The sequence below is a fragment of the Mesorhizobium tamadayense genome, from assembly GCF_003863365.1.
Lineage (GTDB): Bacteria > Pseudomonadota > Alphaproteobacteria > Rhizobiales > Rhizobiaceae > Mesorhizobium > Mesorhizobium tamadayense.
In genome coordinates, this window is record NZ_RQXT01000011.1 from 85,445 (window position 1) to 99,644 (window position 14,200).

Here is a 14,200-nt window from a genome sequence, read left to right on the forward strand (position 1 = left end):
GGTCTGGTGGCCCGTCGATCCGGCCGGCGGGCAACTTTGAACCTTCCGGCGCGTTCACGCGACGAAGCGCCGAGTGATCTGCCAAACTTAGGCCTAACTGGGGGTCCAGAGACTTCAGACCCAAGACGAACCACAGGAAGTGACCGGCATGAAGACCCTGACAGATTTCGCCCCAGCCCGCCGGCAGGTGCTCGGCCTTGGCCTGGTGCTCGCGGGAGCCGCGGCCATCAACGTCGTGCCCGGCTTCCAGCTCCTGGCCCAGGCGCAGGCCGCGATTCCGCCGGCGGCGCAAAAGATCGCCGACCACTTCTCCTCGGTCAAATCGATGAGCGGCGAGTTCGTGCAGTTCGGCCCGAAGGGCGAGCAGACCGGCGGCAAGTTCTTCCTCGAACGCCCCGGCAAGATCCGCTTCAACTACGACGGATCGTCGAATTTCCGGGTGATCTCCGACGGCAAATCGGTCGTCATCCTCAACAAGAAGCTCAACACCTCAGACCTCTATCCGCTGTCGAAGACGCCTTTGAAGCTGTTGCTCGACGACAGGATCGACCTGTCCGGCGGGCGCGTGAAGGCCGTCAAGGAAGAGGACGACCTCACCACCATCCAGCTGTCCGACAAGTCGGTGTTCGGCAATGCCCGGATCACCATGATGTTCGATCCCAAGAGCTACGAGCTGCGCCAGTGGACGATCACCGACGCGCAGGGCAAGGACACGACGGTGATGATCTTCAACGTCAAGGAAGGCGTCTCAATCCCGCCCGACACCTTCGCCATCGACTATACGGCGAACCGCGAGCTGAATACCAAGACAAGATAGCTTGCTTCGTCTTGGGTAGCCTTGCGAGCGTTGGCGAGCGCTGACCTCGGCAATTGTCGCCCAGCTTGTTTTTACGGCGCGCGGCTGGCAGTAGTTCGGCGACTTACCCCGTCCCGGACCTCGCCGCATGCCTTTCACCGTCGCCACCTGGAACATCAACTCCGTGCGCCTGCGCATGCCGATCGTCGAGCGGCTCTTGAAAGAGCATGCGCCCGACGTGCTCTGCCTGCAGGAGACCAAGGTCCCGGACGAGCTTTTTCCCGAAAAGGCCTTCCGCAAGGCCGGCTACGAGCACATCCTTTTCCACGGCCAGAAGGGCTACCACGGCGTCGCGACAGTGGCGCGCCGCCCGATCGAGCTGGTCGAGAAGCGACGCTTCTGCGAGATCGAAGACAGCCGCCATCTGTCGGTCAAGGTTCAGGCCGGCGACAGGTCGATCCTGCTGCATAATTTCTATGTGCCAGCCGGTGGCGACGAGCCCGATCCCGTCATCAACCGCAAATTCCGGCACAAGCTCGATTTCGTCGCCGAGATGAACGGCGTTCCGGCGAGCCAGGACGAGGTATCCGCCTCGATCCTGGTCGGCGACCTCAACATCGCGCCGCAGGAGCACGACGTCTGGTCGCACAAGCAGCTGCTCAACGTCGTCAGCCACACGCCGGTCGAGACGTTAAATTTCGAGGCGATGCGGCAGGCCGGCGGCTGGGTCGACCTGATGCGGCTCAACATGCCCGCCGAGCAAAAACTCTACACCTGGTGGAGCTATCGCGCGAAGGACTGGGAAGCCTCCGATCGCGGCCGCCGGCTCGACCATGTCTGGTCATCGGCCAATCTGGTGCCGAGCTTTGCCGGCTACGAGATCCTGAAGGTCGCGCGGGGGTGGGAAAAGCCGTCGGACCACGTGCCAGTGATCGCGAAGTTTGATTTGGAGTAGCTTTGCCTTCGTCCCGGGACAAGGAGCGAGCGACGCTTCCCTACCAATCGCTGAGCTTGGTATCCGCGGTATATTCCTGGCCCTCGATATCCTTCACCACGGCCTGGCCGCAGCGCATCGACTTGGTCGTCTTGTCATAGGCATAGGTCGGCGAGCCGAACAGGTGCCAGCCCTTGTTCAGGGCCGCCGTCACCTTGTGGCAGAAGCTGGCATCGTCCGGACCGGACAGAAAGCGGTAGAGTTTCATGTTGCAACCTTGTGGTGAATCCCAGCGCATCATGCGCCGATGATTGCGGCCTTCGCCAGAAGTTTCGCGGCCTCGGCCAGATGCAGCCGCTCGACCATGCGGCCGTCCAGCGCAATGACGCTTTTGCCGGCATTTTCGGGCCGTGAGAACGCCTCCCTGATCGCGCGCGCCCAGGCCAGCGTCTCGGGCGACGGCGCAAAGGCGCGGTTCGCCGGCTCGATCTGCGCGGGATGGATCAGCGACTTGCCGTCAAAACCCATGGCGGCCGCCTCGGTGCATTCGCGGGCAAACCCGTCCAGGTCGCGAAAGTCGTTGGCGACGCCGTCGATCACGTCGAGGCCGCCGGCGCGGGCGGCCAGCACCAGCTGCATCAGCCATGGCATCAGGTAGCGACGGTCGGTCGAGATACCAGTTGCCTTCACCAGATCGTTCGTTCCGGCAACAAAACAAGCAAGGCGTGAAGCCGGATCGCGGCCGAGCTCGGCGATGGCGCCGATGTTGAGCAGGGCCTTGGGCGTCTCGATCATCGCCCACAGTTTTACTGTGTCGAGCGCAAAATTGTCGTCGAGCAGGTCGCCGGCCTCGAGGATGTCGCGCGGCGTGCCAATCTTGGGCAAAAGGATGCCGTCGGGCTCTGCCTTGGCTAAGACTAAAAGGTCGTCAATGCCCCATTCGGATGCGAGCGGATTGACGCGCACCACCATCTCGCGACGCCGTTCGGCGCGCGCGGCCAGAACGCCTGCAAGCTTGTCGCGTGCGGAAACCTTGTCCGCGGGTGCCACGCCATCCTCGAGGTCGATGATGACCGCGTCGCAGGCCAAGGACGGGATCTTGGCGAGCGCCTTGTCGTTCGAAGCCGGCACATAAAGTACCGAGCGGCGCGGGCGGTAAGTTTCGCTGGTCATGGCCGATCTATGCCGGCTGCCGGTGGGGGAGGCAAGTGCGCAGGCAATCGCCCGACTTGCGTTGGAGACCAGCTAATCGCCGAGATCGGCGCCGCCCCTCATCGCCCTGCCGGGCACTCCTCCCCGCATAGTGACTGGGAGAAGGGCTTGCCGCAACCTCGGCGCCCTTGTTGCGACGTAATTAGCGAAACCGGCGATGACAGCACCCCTCTCCCCATCACTATACGGGGAGAGGATGCCGGCAGGCAGGTGAGGGGCAGCGCTAGCCTCAAGCGATTCGCTCCTGCACGAAATCTGCAAATCAATGCGGAAAACCTCCTCCAATCCGCCCCGAGCTTTTCGCGTCCGCCGGTGAAACAGGTGGCATGCGAACACTCGGAAACCACCGCTGGTCCCTGCCGCGCCGGCTGCGCAATGACGGCTGGTGGCTCGTCGAGCCGTATAGGCTGCGCCCCACGGCGAGCATTCTGCCCTTCGTCCCGAGATCGCGGCATGCCGTCCGGACGGCCGTGCGGATGGGAGCCCGGCCATGACGCTCTCCGCCATTCTGCTGCGCGCTCTCGACAAGCGCGGCGCGGTTGCCCGAGCGGTTTGTCGTTTTCACGGAAACGCGGAACCGCTCCATCTCCTTGTTTGACGCAATTCCGGCCCGAAAACCGTTCAAACTTTTCCCGGAATTGCTCTAATCCTGCCGTCACCGAACCGGGCCGCTGATTCCATGCCGCACAACATCCTCGTCGCCGACGACGATCCGCACATTCGCGAGATCATCTGCTTCGCGCTGGAAAAGGCCGGCATGACGACGCTTGCCGTCGCCGACGGCGCCGCCGCCCTGCAGGCGGTCGAGCGCCAGGCGCCCGACCTCATCGTGCTCGACATCGGCATGCCGGAGATGGACGGGCTGGAGGTCTGCCGCAGGCTGCGCCAGCGCTCCGATGTGCCGGTGCTGTTCCTGTCCGCGCGGGATGAGGAAATCGACCGCATCCTGGGTCTGGAAATGGGCGGCGACGACTATGTGACAAAGCCGTTCAGCCCGCGCGAGCTGGTCGCCCGCGTCAATGTCATCCTGCGGCGCGCGCGTCCTGCGCCGGTGCAGGAAGCGAGCGACCGGCAGTTCGCGCATGGCAGGCTCACGCTTGTTCCGGCCAGCCATGCGGCGAGCTTCGACAGCAAGCCGCTGGTGCTGACGGCCATCGAGTTCGCCATCGTCAAGGGCTTTCTCGCCCGCCCGCTTCACGTGCTTGGCCGCGACGCGGTGATGGCCAATGCCTATCAATCGAACATCCATGTCTCCGAGCGCACCGTCGACAGCCACATCCGCAACATCCGCGCCAAGCTCGCGGCCGTCGGCTGCGTGGATGCGATCGAGACCGTGCATGGCGTCGGCTTCCGGCTCGGCCGATGCGGTGGTTGAGCAAGGAAAGATGGCGGCCGCGGCTCGCCACCGTCGTCGTCGCCATCCTGATCGTGGTGATGGCGCTGCCGCTGGTCGGGCTGTTCTTCTTCCGGCTCTATGAGAACCAGCTGATCCGCCAGACCGAGGGCGAGCTCATCGCGCAGGGCGCGGTCGTCGCCGCCGTCTATGCCGAAGCGGTGCGCGCCGCCGGCATTGCCCAGGAAAAGCTGGGGCCGCCGATACCGGCGCAGTCGTCCAACTCCCTCGACTATCCCTACGAGCCGATCGAGCCGCGTCTCGACCTTGCCTCCGAGTCTGTCATGCCGACGCGCCCGAACGCCCTTCCCGCGACGGCCGATCCGGCCTTCGCGGCCATCGGCGCGCGGCTCGACGGGATTCTCGACGAGACGCAGAAGACGACGCTCGCCGGCTTCCGGCTGCTCGACCCGCATGGCGTGGTGATTGCCGGCGGCGGTGAGGTGGGCTTGTCGCTCGGCCAGGTCGAGGAGGTGCGGCGGGCGCTCGCGGGCAGCTACGCAAGCGAGCTCCGCTTAAGGGTCCCCGACCAGCCGCCGCCGCCGCTTTATTCGGTGAGCCGCGGTACCAAGGTGCGTGTCTTCGTGGCCATGCCCGTGGAGGTTGGGGCCAGGGTCGCGGGCGTGGTCTACCTCTCGCGAACACCGAACAACATCGTCAAGCATCTCTATGGCGAGCGCGGCAAGGTCACGCTCGCGGCGATCGCCATTCTCGGCGGCACGCTGCTGATCGCGCTGGTGTTCATCCGCACGGTCAGCCGGCCGATCTATGCGCTGATCGACCGGACAAAACGCATCGCCGCCGGCGATCGCGAGGCGATGCGGCCGCTCGCCCATCACGGCACGCGCGAGATGGCGGCGCTGTCGGCCGCCTTCCTCGACATGGCGCAAAAACTGCAAGCGCGCTCCGACAGCATCCAGACCTTCGCCACCCACGTCTCGCACGAGCTGAAATCGCCTCTGACGGCGATCCAGGGCGCGGCCGAGCTGCTCAGGGATTCCGGCGGGACCATGGACGAGGCCGAGCGGCGGCGCTTCTCCAACAACATCGTCACCGACGCGGGGCGGCTCAATCTACTGGTGCGCCGGCTGCTCGAACTGGCGCGCGCGGAAAACCTGGCGCCGAGCGGCGCAAGCACGACGCTCGGCGCGGCGCTGGCGCTGCTGCCGGTCGACACCAGACTGGAGGTGCGCATCGAGGCCGGCGGCGATATTGGCCTCGGCATCTCCGGCGAGAATCTCGCGATCGTGCTCGCCAATCTCATCGACAATTCGGCGCGGCATGGCGCGAAGCAGGTGACGATCGGCGCCGAAAGGACTGGCGAAAGAGCGGCCATCCATGTCGGCGACGACGGCGACGGCATTTCGGCCAGCAACCGCGCAAAAGTGTTCGAGCCGTTCTTCACCACAAGGCGCGAGGCCGGCGGCACCGGCATGGGGCTCGGCATCGTGCTGGCCCTCCTGAAAGCGCATGATGGCACGATAACGCTGGTTGACTCCGCACGCGGCACGCGCTTCGAGATCAATTTGCCGGTCGCGTGAGGACCGGCGGATCGGAGAGACAAGTGCGCTACGACATCGTCATCATCGGCGGGGCCATCGTCGGTTCCTCGGTCGCCTATTATTTGCGCGAGGAGGGCTTCACCGGCTCGATCGCGCTGATCGAGCGCGATCCGCAATTCTCCCATGCGGCGACGACGCTGTCCTGCGCCTCGATCCGCCAGCAATTCTCTATTCCCGAAAACATCCGCCTGTCGCAGTTCACGCTGAAACTGTTCCGGCGGCTGAAGGAAACTTTTGGCGCCGACGCCGATATCGGCTTCCGCGAGGGCGGCTATCTGATCCTTGCTGGCGAAGCCGGGCTGCCGATCCTCAAGGCCAATCACGAGGCGCAGATCGCCGAAGGCGCCGACATTGTTCTCGAGGACGCCGATCAGCTGACGCGCCGCTTCCCCTGGCTGTCGGCCGAAGGCATCTCAGCCGGCGCCTATGGCCGCACCGGCGAGGGCTGGTTCGACGCGCATGCGATGCTGATGCTGTTCCGCAAGGTGCTGCGCGAGAAGAAGATCGATTTCATCACCGCCTCGGTCACCGGTGTCGCGCGCCAGGGCAACCGCGTCACCGGCGTGAGCCTCGACAACGGCGAGACGCTGGAAGCCGGCATCATCGTCAACGCCGCCGGCCCGAACGCCGGCAAGGTTGCGGCTTTTGCCGGGCTCGAGCTGCCGGTCGAGCCGCGCAAGCGCAACGTCTTCGTCTTCGAGGCGCGCGAGAAATACGCCGACATGCCGCTGCTGGTCGATCCCTCCGGCATCTACGTGCGGCCGGAAGGCTCGGTCTACATCACCGGCGGCGCCGAGCCGGAGGAAGGCGATTGCGCACCCGACCCCAGGGATTTCGAGGTCCACTGGCCACTGTTCGAGGAGGTGATCTGGCCGGTGCTCGCCACCCGCATCCCCGCCTTCGAGGCGATCAAGCCGACGCGCGCCTGGGTCGGGCACTACGACTACAACACGCTCGACCAGAACGCGGTGATAGGCCCGCACCCGGAGGTCGAGAACTTCCTCTTCGCCAACGGCTTTTCCGGTCACGGCCTGCAGCAGGCGCCGGCGGTCGGCAAGGCGCTGTCGGAGCTCATCGTGCATGGCGGCTACCGGACGGTGGATTGCACGGCGTTCGGCTACGGGCGCGTGGCGGAAGGGCGGGCGTTCCGGGAGCTGAATGTGATTTGAGGCAGCTTCGGCGGAACAACGCGTTCTGTCGAGTTCCCGCCCACCTCCCTCTGGCCTGCCGACATCTCTTTATAGCCTAAGCTGCTATCAGCCTTCCTGCATAAGCTTGCAGCCATCCCAGCACGCGCGCCCATCCCTCGGCATGCTCGGCCGCCGCATCCGGGAAGCCGGCGAAGCCGCCATGGCAGACGGTGAGCAGCGTGCCGCTGGTGGTCGGCTCCAGCAGATAGGCGACCGTCGTTTCGTGACGGCCAAGCGTCGGATGGTCCCAGTCATAGCGCCTCGTCTGCACGATCCTTCGCGGCGTCTTGACCTCGAGAACTCTCCCTCCGCCGGCAGCCGCCTGCCGTCGGTAGTCCTCACCGTGACGCTCCAGCGGCCGCCGACGCGAAGATCGACGGTCCAGCCGGTCATGCGATAGGTGTCGGCGGAACCCCACCAGCGCTCGACTTCATCCGTGACGAGCGCGGCGAAGACTTGCTCCGTCGGGGCGAGGATTTCGGCCGAGGCCATAACCGTCTCGCCATTCGTGATGGCCTGCGGCAAGGAATATCCCATCATCATTTCGGGCTCCCCAGTGATTGTTTCGTATCTGAAACGAAGCTTCAGCCCTTTGATGGCGGGCGCTCGAAACCCTTGCCGGTTTCGAGCAGGCTCTTGAGGCTGGACAGCACCAGCGGCCAGCCCTTGGCGACGTTTGCGATCAGCTTGTGCGGGCCATCGGCCTCATGGGTGACGGCAAGTTTCATCATGTCGCCGTCCTGCTCGATCGTGAAGGTGCAGCGCGTGTAGCCGTCTTCCTTGACCTCGGGCATCCACTCGTTGCGCCATTTGATGACCAGGCGCCTTGGCGGGTCGATTTCCAGGATCTCGCCCGAGTCGGCAACGCGCCCGTCGGGCAGGATCAGCTTCCAGCTCGAGCCGACTTTCCAGTCGCTCTCCTGGTAGGAGCAGAGGAAAAACTGCCGGTTGAACTCCGGATCGGTCAGCGCCGTCCAAAGTTTTTCGGGCGTGGTGCGGATGTAGGTAACGTAGACGAAGCTGTTGTCGCTCACGGCTCTTCCCTTTCAAGTCGTTTCTTCAGGTCGCTCAATGCATCCAGCCGATGGCGCTCGAACTTGCCGATCCAGCGCTCGGCGATCTCGTTGATCGGAACGGGATTGAGGTAGTGCTCCTTTTCCCGGCCCCGGCGGACCGTGGTGACGAGGTTCGCCTCCTCGAGAATCGCCAGGTGCTTGGTCACCGCCTGGCGCGTCATGTCCATCCGCTCGCACAGCGCGTTCAGCGTCTGCCCGTTCCTGGCATAGAGGCTGTCCAGCAATTGCCGGCGGGTCGGGTCGGCCAAAGCGCGAAAGACGGCATCCATGCTCATGGCTTTAATATGCAACCATTTGGTTGCATGTCAAGACGCGACTGCGCATTTCCATGGCCCAGACCAAGGCCAGCGGAACAGCCGTCTTTCAATTGCCCGACGCTTTGTGTAAACGGTGCCTCAGCAATCCCCGCAGAACGGGCAGGACCATGGACAAATTCACCAAGCTCACCGGCGTCGCCGCACCCATGCCGATCGTCAATGTCGATACCGACATGATCATCCCGAAGGATTATCTGAAGACGATCAAGCGTACCGGGCTTGGCACCGGCCTGTTCGCCGAGATGCGCTACAAGGACGACGGCTCGGAGAACCCGGATTTTGTGCTCAACAAGCCGGCCTACCGCAAGGCGCAGATCCTGGTCGCCGGCGACAATTTCGGTTGCGGCTCGAGCCGCGAGCATGCGCCCTGGGCGCTGCTCGATTTCGGCATTCGCTGCGTCATCTCGACCTCGTTCGCCGACATTTTCTATAACAACTGCTTCAAGAACGGCATCCTGCCGATCACGGTCAGCCCGGAAGACCTCGACAAGCTGATGGACGATGCCTCACGCGGCTCCAACGCGACCCTGTCGATCGATCTCGAGGCCAAGGAGATCCGCGGCCCGGATGGCGGCGTGGTCACGTTCGACCTCGACGACTTCAAGCGCCACTGCCTGCTGAACGGCCTCGATGACATCGGGCTGACCATGGAGAAGGCCGGCGCCATCGCGTCCTTCGAGAAGAAGAACGCCGAGCTGCGCCCCTGGGCCTGAGCGGTCCGGCCTGCACGGATAGAGCAATTCCAGGAAAAGCGGTAGCAGTTTTCCGTCCGGGATTGCGTAAAATACTTGGCGACTGGAGTGGAGGGACAGTCATGGCACGCTTGCTTCTGGCCGGCGCCTCGGCGGCGATCCTTCTGGCGGTGACCGGCGCCAATGCGCAGACCACCGCGCCTGCTACGCTGCAGGCGCCCGCGGCGTCTGACCAGCCGGCCGCCGACCAGGGCGTGACCGACCAGGGATCGGGCAGCGACGACCAGGCCGCGTCGGACGAGGAAAAGCAGGCGCCGATCCCGTTCGAGGGCGGCCAGCTCACCATCACGCAGCCGGAGCAGGACGGCGAGAAGGTGCTGGCCTATGACGGCAAGCAGCTCGCCAGCAATTACGACGTCTTCTTCGACAAGTTGGTCAAGATCGGCGACGTCAACGTGGCGCTGGTCGATGTCGGCGACGGCGGCAACCAGTGCGGCCCGGCCAAGGTGATCGTCTGGAAGCCGAAGGACGGCGAGATCCAGACCACCGTAGTCGAGCAGGACGAATGCGGCGCGCCGCCGGCGGCTGTCTCCGACAGCGCCATCTATTTCGTGCCCTATCTTCTGCCCGGCGATTCCAAGCCGGCGCTGCAGTGGTCGCCCACCACCGGGCTGACGACTTCTGGAGAGCTCACCTACACGCCCGAACCCGGCACCGATTGGAAGGATGTCGATCCGTCGAAATACGACAACATCGTCGACGCCTTCCACAACGAGGCCGTCTACAAGGCGGCCGAGGCGCTGCTCGGTAAGGGCATGCCCGACATGGCAACCAGCCTGCTGGTCGGCGGCGGCACCGAAAAGACGGCCTCCGGCGCCTTCTACGCCAGCGGCTGCGTGCCGCATGACTGCGGCGGCAATGACGGCTTCATGGCGGTCGACCCGGTCAAGCACAAGGTCTATTTCGCCCGCCGCGGCGACAATGGCGAACCGGATGCTTGGCCGGACGTGAAGAGCTGGCCGGATGACATCAAGAAGGTGCTGGACGAGGCGCAGGGGTCGGGGAATTAGGGTTGCGGGCGGTGAACAAAACTGTTCCGCCGCGATCCTTCCCACCCCCTCTGCCCTACCGGGCATCTCCCCCGCAAGGGGGGAGATCGGTCGTCACGCCGACTTTCGCCAATCTTCAACGTCGCAAGGATGGCAGCCCGCCGAAGCTGCCAATCTCCCCCCTTGCGGGGGAGATGGCCGGCAGGCCAGAGGGGGGTGCTGTCCCGCCGACATCAACCGCTTTGGCCCATGGTCAGCCCTGCCTTTTCCGCGCAAAATGCCGGCAACGACCGCGAGGCCCCCATGCGCACACTCATCTCCACCGGCTCGCCCTTCGAAAAGACCGCCGGCTATTCGCGCGCCGTCGTGCAGGGCGACTGGTGTTTCGTGTCGGGAACGACCGGCTACGACTATGCCACCATGACCATGCCGGAAACGGTCGAGGCGCAGACGCGCAATTGCCTCGCGACCATCGCCAAGGCTTTGGCCGACGGCGGCTTCGAGATGGCCGATGTGGTGCGCGCGCACTATTACATCACCGACCAGGCCTATGTTGACGTTGTCTTTCCGATCCTAGGCGAGACGTTCGGCGACATCCGTCCGGCAGCAACGATGATCGTCTGCCAGCTCAACAAGCCGGAAATGAAGATCGAGATCGAGGTGACGGCGCTCAGGCGAACGGCTTGATGCATGTCGCCCCAAAGTGCGAACTGCTGGGGGACAACAACATGCATAGGTCAAGGATCGGCGCATGGTGAAGGTCGGGCGCATTGTCGCCAACATCGAAACGCCCGACGTCGCGGCGGCGAAACGCTTCTATCAAGACGTCCTCGGCCTCGATCTGCTCATGGATATGGGCTGGATCGCCACTTACGGCTCGCAGAACAAAATGACCATCCAGGTCAGCTTCATGGCGCAGGGCGGTTCGGGCACTCCGGTGCCGGATCTCTCGATCGAGGTCGACGACGTCGACGCGGCGCTCGATGCCATGAAAAGCGCCGGCTTCACCATCGAATACGGCCCCGCCGACGAACCCTGGGGCGTGCGGCGCTTCTTTGTGCGCGACCCGTTCGGCCGGCTGGTCAACATTCTCTCGCATCGGTAGGTGCGCTGCACGTCTCCTTTGAGACGCCGGCGGGACAGCACCCCCTCTGTCCTGCCGGACATCTCCCCCGCAAGGGGGGAGATTGGCAGTTTCGGCGCTGCGCCCAATTCTGCGGCGTTGGAGATTAGCGAAAACGGCGGCGACGTCCGATCTCCCCCCTTGCGGGGGAGATGCCCGGCAGGGCAGAGGGGAGGTGCGAAGGATCTCGGCGCTCGTAACCCTTGCACCCAGCCCGCTTGGCGTTTAGCAAGGCCGCGGTTCACAAACTTTCCCGGGACGTTCTCCATGGCTTCGAAAAATCTCTTCCTGCTCGCCGGCGACGGCATCGGCCCCGAGGCCATGGCCGAGGTGAAGAAGCTGATCGCCGCCATGAACGCCAAGCTCGGCAGCGGCTTTGCCACCGACGAGGGGCTGGTCGGCGGATCAGCCTACGATGCGCATGGCGCGGCGATCTCCGATGCCGACATGGCAAAGGCTGTTGCCGCGGACGCAGTGCTGTTCGGCGCGGTCGGCGGGCCGAAATGGGACAAGGTGCCCTACGAGGTGCGCCCCGAGGCCGGCCTGCTGCGCCTGCGCAAGGATATGGAGCTGTTCGCCAACCTGCGCCCCGCGATCTGCTATCCGGCGCTCGCGGCCTCCTCCTCGCTCAAGCGGGACGTGATCGAAGGCCTCGACATATTGATCGTGCGCGAGCTCACCGGCGGCGTCTATTTCGGCGAGCCGAAAGAGATCATCGATCTCGGCAACGGCCAGAAGCGCGGCATCGACACGCAGGTCTACGACACGTTCGAGATCGAGCGCATCTCGGGCGTCGCCTTCGAGCTCGCGCGGACACGCAAGAACCACGTCACCTCGATGGAAAAGCGCAACGTCATGAAGTCGGGCGTGCTGTGGAACGAGGTGATCACCCAGACCCACAAGGCCAGATACAGCGACGTCAAGCTCGACCACATGCTGGCCGATGCCGGCGGCATGCAGTTGGTGCGCTGGCCAAAACAGTTCGACGTCATCGTCACCGACAATCTGTTCGGCGACATGCTGTCGGATGTTGCGGCGATGCTAACCGGCTCGCTCGGCATGCTACCGTCGGCCTCGCTCGGCGCGCCGGACGCCAAGACCGGCAAGCGCAAGGCACTCTATGAGCCGGTGCATGGCTCGGCGCCCGATATCGCCGGCCAGGGCATCGCCAACCCGATCGCGATGATCGCCTCCTTCGCCATGTGCCTGCGCTATTCCTTCGGCATGGTGGCCGAGGCCGACAAGCTCGAAGGCGCGATCGCCGCGGTGCTCGACGACGGCCTGCGCACCAAGGACATCATGTCCGAGGGCATGACCGAGGTAGGCACGACCGAGATGGGCGACGCCATCATCGCCAAGTTCCTGGGCTGATCCCCAATGGCTGATGAGGTGGCGGTCGACGTCCGCTGGGCGACGACCGACGATGCCGAGGCGCTCGCCACCGTGCTTTGCGACATGGCGGCGCACTACCGACAGGCGCCGCTCGATCACGGCCATGCGACGGCCACAGCGCGCCAGTGGCTCGGCGACGAAAGCCCGGCCTATCCGCATTTCGCGCTGGCCTTTGCGGGGAGCGAGGTGGCCGGCCTGGCATCGGTCGCGATCGCGCATCCCGGCATCGATCTCGAGCGGCTGATGTTTTTGAAAGACCTGTTCGTGCGAAACAGCGCCCGAAACAAGGGCGTCGGCCGAGAGTTGATCGGCTTTCTCGCCAATCATTGCGCCGGTAAGGGCATCGGCCGCATCGATCTGACGACCGAAGATTGGAACGAGAGCGCGCTGCGTTTCTATAATCGTCTCGGCGCCGAGCGCCACGGCCAGAAGATCTTCCTCAGGCTGTCGGGGGCGGCGCTCAAGAAGATCGCTAGAACCTGACGCCTGCCGGCACCGGTCCCCACTTGTTGTCGCCGCCCTGGGTCGGGATCAGCGCGAAGACCAGGGTGGCGAGCCCGCCGACATAGGGCAGGAAGCAGAGGATCGCGAGCCAGCCGGTCAGGCCAAGGTCGTGCAGCCGGCGCACGATGAGCGCGACCCACGGCAGGATCGTGAGCAGGACGTAAAGACCGAAAAGGCCGAACATGACGATCGGCTCGTCGCCACCGCCCTCGACATCGCCTCGCGACAGGTCCACGGACAGCCCGACGCCGATGGCGACGACAAGGCCGATCGTCCAGAACAGGCAAAAGCCCCAGAACTCCTTGCGCCGGGCGCGCCCGGAGAAGTTGACGTAGTTCGTCGTCAGGCCGCGCCGGAAATAGCTCCACAGACCGGTGGATTCCGTTGTCCCGTTTTCGGCGTTGCGGCCGAAATGCGCCGGCGCCGCAGGCGCGCCACCCGCTAATGGAGTGGCGGCCGGGGCAGCACTTTCTGCCGGAGTGCTCATGCCCACGCGGACCGAAAAGACATTGCCGGCACGGTCGCCGTCCGGCTGGAATTCGACCTCGGCGCCCCTGACCAGCGCCATCTCGCGGCGCAGGTCCTCGCGCGCGAAGCTGTAGCGCTTGCCGTCGGCGCCGGTGATGAAACCGAAGCCTTGCTCCTGGTCGTAGTGAAGAACTTCGCCGCGCATTGCCCTGTCCCCCGTTGCCGCGCATGCCCAGACTGTTCAAAGTTGCGGCGAACCACAAGAGGGATGCGGAAATTCAGCGACCGTGCATCGCGGGGCGCAGCAGTCCAGAACCGAGCGCCCTCCGTCGAGTTCCTTCACACCCCCCTCTGGCCTGCCGGACATCTCCCCGCAAGGAGGGAGATTGGATGTCGCGAATGCTTTCGCCAATCTCCGACGTTGAAGAAGAGGCGCCGAGACGGAAGCTGCCGATCTCCCCCTTGCGGGGGGAGATGGCCGGCAGGCCAGAG

The 14,200-nt window shown here is 64.6% G+C and carries 17 protein-coding genes and 1 pseudogene; 11 read left to right on the top strand and 7 right to left on the bottom strand.

Going from position 1 to position 14,200, the window contains the following annotated elements:
• Positions 1-148: 148 nt before the first annotated feature.
• Complete coding sequence (locus EH240_RS11815) at positions 149-817, top strand: outer membrane lipoprotein carrier protein LolA (protein ID WP_124998354.1); 669 nt, start codon at positions 149-151, stop codon at positions 815-817.
• Between the two features lie 127 nt (positions 818-944).
• A complete protein-coding gene (locus tag EH240_RS11820; RefSeq protein ID WP_124998356.1) occupies positions 945-1,751 on the top strand; it encodes an exodeoxyribonuclease III in 807 nt (268 codons plus the stop codon).
• A gap of 40 nt (positions 1,752-1,791) precedes the next feature.
• Here EH240_RS11820 and EH240_RS11825 read toward each other — a convergent pair whose 3' ends face one another.
• The gene (locus EH240_RS11825) at positions 1,792-1,998 is read right to left on the bottom strand and encodes a DUF1737 domain-containing protein (RefSeq protein ID WP_124998359.1); all 207 of its coding nucleotides are present in this window, start codon (positions 1,996-1,998) and stop codon (positions 1,792-1,794) included.
• Positions 1,999-2,027: 29 nt separating this feature from the next.
• Positions 2,028-2,903, bottom strand: a complete 876-nt coding sequence (locus tag EH240_RS11830) for an HpcH/HpaI aldolase/citrate lyase family protein (protein WP_124998360.1) — start codon at positions 2,901-2,903, stop codon at positions 2,028-2,030.
• Between the two features lie 718 nt (positions 2,904-3,621).
• Between EH240_RS11830 and EH240_RS11840 the strand changes: the two genes are divergently transcribed.
• Genes EH240_RS11840 through EH240_RS11850 form a run of 3 tightly spaced genes read left to right on the top strand, consistent with a single transcriptional unit; the run spans position 3,622 to position 7,066 of the window.
• On the top strand, positions 3,622-4,317 hold the full coding sequence (locus EH240_RS11840; protein ID WP_124998361.1) for a response regulator transcription factor: 696 nt from the start codon (positions 3,622-3,624) through the stop codon (positions 4,315-4,317).
• Positions 4,318-4,376: 59 nt separating this feature from the next.
• Positions 4,377-5,876 (top strand): ATP-binding protein, encoded by a 1,500-nt coding sequence (locus EH240_RS11845; protein WP_425374790.1) that lies wholly within the window; start codon positions 4,377-4,379, stop codon positions 5,874-5,876.
• A 23-nt stretch (positions 5,877-5,899) separates the two neighbouring features.
• Positions 5,900-7,066 carry an NAD(P)/FAD-dependent oxidoreductase gene (locus tag EH240_RS11850; RefSeq protein WP_124998364.1) on the top strand — a complete coding sequence of 389 codons (1,167 nt, stop codon included), beginning with the start codon at positions 5,900-5,902 and terminating at the stop codon, positions 7,064-7,066.
• A gap of 76 nt (positions 7,067-7,142) precedes the next feature.
• On the opposite strand, the gene EH240_RS38830 is transcribed toward EH240_RS11850, so the two are convergent.
• The 4 genes and pseudogenes from EH240_RS38830 to EH240_RS11865 all read right to left on the bottom strand — a co-directional run bounded on the left by EH240_RS38830 (position 7,143) and on the right by EH240_RS11865 (position 8,438).
• Positions 7,143-7,358: an SRPBCC domain-containing protein gene (locus EH240_RS38830; RefSeq protein ID WP_245435951.1), complete on the bottom strand. Its 216-nt coding sequence runs from the start codon at positions 7,356-7,358 to the stop codon at positions 7,143-7,145.
• Positions 7,359-7,438: 80 nt separating this feature from the next.
• Positions 7,439-7,630, bottom strand: a pseudogene (locus EH240_RS38835) (SRPBCC family protein); the annotation flags it as partial.
• Between the two features lie 41 nt (positions 7,631-7,671).
• Positions 7,672-8,121 carry an SRPBCC family protein gene (locus EH240_RS11860; protein WP_124998366.1) on the bottom strand — a complete coding sequence of 150 codons (450 nt, stop codon included), beginning with the start codon at positions 8,119-8,121 and terminating at the stop codon, positions 7,672-7,674.
• Positions 8,118-8,438 carry an ArsR/SmtB family transcription factor gene (locus EH240_RS11865; protein ID WP_095809696.1) on the bottom strand — a complete coding sequence of 107 codons (321 nt, stop codon included), beginning with the start codon at positions 8,436-8,438 and terminating at the stop codon, positions 8,118-8,120. The genes EH240_RS11860 and EH240_RS11865 overlap by 4 nt, the downstream gene beginning before the upstream one ends.
• 149 nt (positions 8,439-8,587) lie before the next feature.
• On the opposite strand from EH240_RS11865, the gene leuD reads away from it, so the two are divergent.
• The 6 genes from leuD to EH240_RS11905 all read left to right on the top strand — a co-directional run bounded on the left by leuD (position 8,588) and on the right by EH240_RS11905 (position 13,219).
• Positions 8,588-9,193 carry a 3-isopropylmalate dehydratase small subunit gene (leuD, locus tag EH240_RS11870; protein WP_124998368.1) on the top strand — a complete coding sequence of 202 codons (606 nt, stop codon included), beginning with the start codon at positions 8,588-8,590 and terminating at the stop codon, positions 9,191-9,193.
• Positions 9,194-9,294: 101 nt separating this feature from the next.
• Positions 9,295-10,242 carry a hypothetical protein gene (locus EH240_RS11875; protein WP_124998370.1) on the top strand — a complete coding sequence of 316 codons (948 nt, stop codon included), beginning with the start codon at positions 9,295-9,297 and terminating at the stop codon, positions 10,240-10,242.
• A 282-nt stretch (positions 10,243-10,524) separates the two neighbouring features.
• Positions 10,525-10,908 (top strand): RidA family protein, encoded by a 384-nt coding sequence (locus tag EH240_RS11885; RefSeq protein ID WP_124998372.1) that lies wholly within the window; start codon positions 10,525-10,527, stop codon positions 10,906-10,908.
• A 67-nt stretch (positions 10,909-10,975) separates the two neighbouring features.
• Positions 10,976-11,326, top strand: coding sequence for a VOC family protein (locus EH240_RS11890; protein WP_124998525.1), 351 nt, complete (start codon positions 10,976-10,978; stop codon positions 11,324-11,326).
• Positions 11,327-11,611: 285 nt separating this feature from the next.
• Positions 11,612-12,715: a 3-isopropylmalate dehydrogenase gene (gene leuB / locus EH240_RS11900; RefSeq protein ID WP_124998373.1), complete on the top strand. Its 1,104-nt coding sequence runs from the start codon at positions 11,612-11,614 to the stop codon at positions 12,713-12,715.
• Between the two features lie 6 nt (positions 12,716-12,721).
• Entirely contained in the window at positions 12,722-13,219 is a 498-nt protein-coding gene (locus EH240_RS11905) for a GNAT family N-acetyltransferase (protein ID WP_245435953.1), read from the top strand.
• Here EH240_RS11905 and EH240_RS11910 read toward each other — a convergent pair.
• Positions 13,209-13,913 (bottom strand): DUF805 domain-containing protein, encoded by a 705-nt coding sequence (locus EH240_RS11910; protein ID WP_124998375.1) that lies wholly within the window; start codon positions 13,911-13,913, stop codon positions 13,209-13,211. The genes EH240_RS11905 and EH240_RS11910 overlap by 11 nt on opposite strands.
• Positions 13,914-14,200: the final 287 nt, after the last annotated feature.